Origin of the sequence: Microbacterium sp. (genome assembly GCF_030149085.1) — a bacterium.
GTDB lineage: Bacteria > Actinomycetota > Actinomycetes > Actinomycetales > Microbacteriaceae > Microbacterium.
Genome location: NZ_JASBSF010000262.1, coordinates 1 through 3,311, shown reverse-complemented (window position 1 = coordinate 3,311; position 3,311 = coordinate 1). Strand labels below are relative to the sequence as shown.

At 68.2% G+C, this 3,311-nt stretch carries 5 protein-coding genes; 3 read left to right on the top strand and 2 right to left on the bottom strand.

The window, feature by feature from the left end:
* Together Q1V87_RS10550 and Q1V87_RS10545 are read left to right on the top strand one after the other, a co-directional pair.
* On the top strand, positions 1-498 hold a 498-nt coding region (locus Q1V87_RS10550), incomplete at its 5' end, for a response regulator transcription factor (RefSeq protein WP_300592405.1).
* Positions 495-1,361, top strand: coding sequence for a hypothetical protein (locus Q1V87_RS10545; protein WP_300592402.1), 867 nt, complete (start codon positions 495-497; stop codon positions 1,359-1,361). The genes Q1V87_RS10550 and Q1V87_RS10545, both read left to right, overlap by 4 nt.
* 33 nt (positions 1,362-1,394) lie before the next feature.
* Here the strand turns inward: Q1V87_RS10545 and cofE are convergent, their stop codons facing one another.
* Together cofE and Q1V87_RS10535 are read right to left on the bottom strand one after the other, a co-directional pair.
* On the bottom strand, positions 1,395-2,177 hold the full coding sequence (cofE, locus tag Q1V87_RS10540) for a coenzyme F420-0:L-glutamate ligase (RefSeq protein WP_300592399.1): 783 nt from the start codon (positions 2,175-2,177) through the stop codon (positions 1,395-1,397).
* A gap of 37 nt (positions 2,178-2,214) precedes the next feature.
* Positions 2,215-2,721, bottom strand: a complete 507-nt coding sequence (locus Q1V87_RS10535; protein ID WP_300592396.1) for a GNAT family N-acetyltransferase — start codon at positions 2,719-2,721, stop codon at positions 2,215-2,217.
* A gap of 131 nt (positions 2,722-2,852) precedes the next feature.
* Here Q1V87_RS10535 and Q1V87_RS10530 point away from each other — a divergent pair.
* The coding region (locus Q1V87_RS10530; protein ID WP_300592393.1) for an acyl-CoA thioesterase at positions 2,853-3,311 on the top strand (459 nt) is incomplete at its 3' end.

Here is a 3,311-nt window from a genome sequence, read left to right as displayed (position 1 = left end):
GATGAAGGCATCCGTGCTGCCGTCAGCCTGCGCACCTCGCGGCCCGAGCTTCCGGTGCTGGTGCTGTCGCAGTACGTGGAGGAACGGTACGCCAGCGAGCTCATCGCTGGACGCGGCGGTGCCCTGGGCTACCTGCTGAAGGACCGCGTTGCCGACGTCGCCGAGTTCCTCGAGTCCGTCGACGACATCGCGGCAGGCGGCACGGTCTTCGACCCCGAGGTTGTTGCGCAGCTGCTCGGCAGACGGGCGCGGGATGAACGGATGCGGCGCCTCACCGACCGCGAAGCGACCGTGCTCGCGCTGATCGCCGAGGGCAAGTCCAACCAGGCCATCGGGCGCACCCTCCACATCAGCGAGGGCAGCGTCGAAAAGCACATCACCGCGGTCTTCCAGAAGCTCGAGCTCGAGCAGGACGACTCCGGCAACCGGCGGGTGCTTGCGGCCCTCGCTCACATCGCTCACGGCGGGATGCCGCCCCAGACGGGAGAACTCTCATGACCACCGACCTCACCCCGCCGCCGTCCGCCCCGGCACCGCCGGCGGGAACGGACTCTCCCGGTCCCGAGTCTCCGGGCACCCGCGGATCCTCGACCGTGGTCGCCGTGCTGCTGATCGTCTTCGGCGCGCTCATCGTCCTCGTCACGATCGTGGGGGCGGTGTTCAGCACCATCCGCGCCGCCGCCGTATCAACCGAAACGCGCACGGCCGCGGTGACCGGTGTCGACGCCCTCACCGTCGAACTGAACGCCGGTTCGCTGACGGTGAAGTACGCGGATGTCGATGAGGCACAGCTCGAGGTCACGGCGCCCTTCGGTGGCGACCGCTGGACCCTTGAGCGCAACGGTGACACCCTGACTGTTGCCTCGCCGCGCTGGGAGTGGGGCATGGGATGGGTCTTCGGGGGCAGCGGGCGGGCCGTGCTCGTGCTGCCCGAGGACCTCGAAGGTCTGGATGCCGAGCTGCAGATGGGCGCGGGGTCGTTCCACGCCGATGGCGAGTTCGGCGTCGTCGGCCTGTCGGTCGGTGCCGGCGAGGTCGATCTTGCGGGCTCAGCCGACGACGTCACCGTCGACCTGTCGGCGGGACGCGCAACACTCGACCTTGCCGACATCGACACGGCGGACCTCACGGTCAGCGCCGGGTCGATGGATGCCGCCTTCACGGGGTCACAGCCGAGCGACATCCGTGCCGAGGTCAGCGCCGGTTCGCTGAACCTCGTCGTCCCCGACGGCAGCTACGACGTCACCTCCGATGTGTCGGCGGGGAACTTCCGAAACACCCTCGGCAGTGATCCCGGCGCCGACAGCACGATCTCGGTCAGCGTCTCGGCAGGCCAAGTGTCGCTGCGCTCGGCGCGCTGATCAGTCTCTGAACGCGGGCAGTGGGTCGGCGGCTCAGGTAGTCGTCGACGCGCTGCTCGCGTCGGCACGCCCCGCGGCGTATCCCTCCGCGTAGGACTCGGCAGCGCCGGTGTGGAACATGTCGTGCTCGCGTGCACGGATGATCGAGCGCGCTCCGGGCAGATCGAGCGATCCGACGAGGTCGCTGCGTCCGCGGACGATAGCTGCCGGGGTCCTCCCCGTCTTGCCCTTCACGAGGTCGGCAGCTGCCGCAAGTTCATCGGCGACGCACGGCATCGTCACCACGAGCGGCCGCCCCTCGGCGTCCGTCGCCCCGCGGAGGTCATCGAACACCCGGATGCCGGCCGCGCCGATCGCGGTGTCGGTCTGGCCCTCGCGCCATGCTCGCCCGATGGTGTCGCTGATGATGACGCCGACCTCGGCGCCTGTTGCTTCGCGCACCCCCGCGGCGAGGGCGCGGGCTGAGGCATCCGGATCAACGGGAAGGAGCAGCACCGTGCCGTCGGGTGTGTTGGACGCGTCGACTCCCGCAGCCGCGGCGATGATTCCGAGGCGATTCTCGACGATCCGGGTGGTGTGCCCGGATGCCGCCATCCGCGTCGCGACGACGCGCACGGTCTCGGCGGTGATGGCATCCTCACGGTCGGCAGCGGCGACGAAACGCCCCTCTGACTTCGAGACGATCTTGGAGGTGACCACCAGGATGTCGCCGTCGGCGAGCGAGCCGCCGACCGCACTCGCGATCACGGTGACGAGGTCGTCACCGGTGACGATCTCGGGGATGCCGTCGAGTGCCCAGATCTGCAGCGATGTCACCGACGGTCCGTTCGAGCAGACCCGTCACGCCCCGCTGTCACCGGACGAAACGGACCTCGGTGAGCGTCTCGCCGAGGAAGGCCTCGTCGTGCGTGGCGCCATCGAGGGCGAAGCCGTTGCGCGCATAGAACCGATGAGCCCGCGGGTTGTCGGCGGCCACCCACAGGTACAGGCCCTCACCCTCATCGACGGCGGCGTCGAAGAGCTGCTGACCAACGCCCGTGCCGTGGAAACGGTCGAGAAGGTAGATGAAGTACAGCTCGCGCTCGCGCGGAGCATCCTCGTCTCGCGCCGGACCGGAGCCCACGAAGCCGATGATCTCTCCGTCGACGAGGGTCGCGCTCATGCGATACTCATCGCCCTGAGCTGCCCAGTGCGTCCACAGCTCGGCAAGTCTCTTCGGTGAGACATTCTCGAGGGCTGCCTTGCTGATGAGGTGGTCGTAGGTCTCGTGCCAGCACGTCGCGTGGACGCGACCGAGTTCCTGTGCGTCGACATCGCGCACGGGCCTGACGATGACATCCGTCTGCGTTTCGGCGTTCATGGCCAGACTCTACGCGGGCGATCACGGGGAGAGAAATCGGCGCAAACGGCGAGCGGATGCGGCCCGCCCCTGCTGTGGGAATCCCACAACCGCGTACCCCCTCGATGCGTTCTCCCCTAGCATCGCCCCTCGTGAACGTGATGTGGCGAACGATGCTGGTGATGTGGCAGGCCCGGCGGCGCAGGCGCCGCGAGGGACTCGTGTCGCCCACCGGCGTGGCGCGGATTCGCCTCACGACGCTGCCGACCGACATCGACATCCTGCGCCACATGAACAACGGGCGATACCTCTCGCTCTTCGATCTTGGACGCTGGGATCTGCTGATCAGGTCTGGGCTGCTGGATGCGATGCGCGAGCGTGGCTGGTATGCCGTGGTCTCGAGCGAGACGATCTCGTTTCGCAAGTCGCTCCAGCTCTGGCAGCGCTTCGACGTCGAGTCGCGCTTTATTGGTCACGACGACAAGGCGCTGTACCTCGAGCATCGCGCCGTCGTGAACGGCGAGATCTTCGCCCGTGCGATCATCCGCTCGCGCATGCTCAAGCGCGCTGGCGGAACGGTCACCCACGACGAGTTCTTCGCCGCCGTCGGC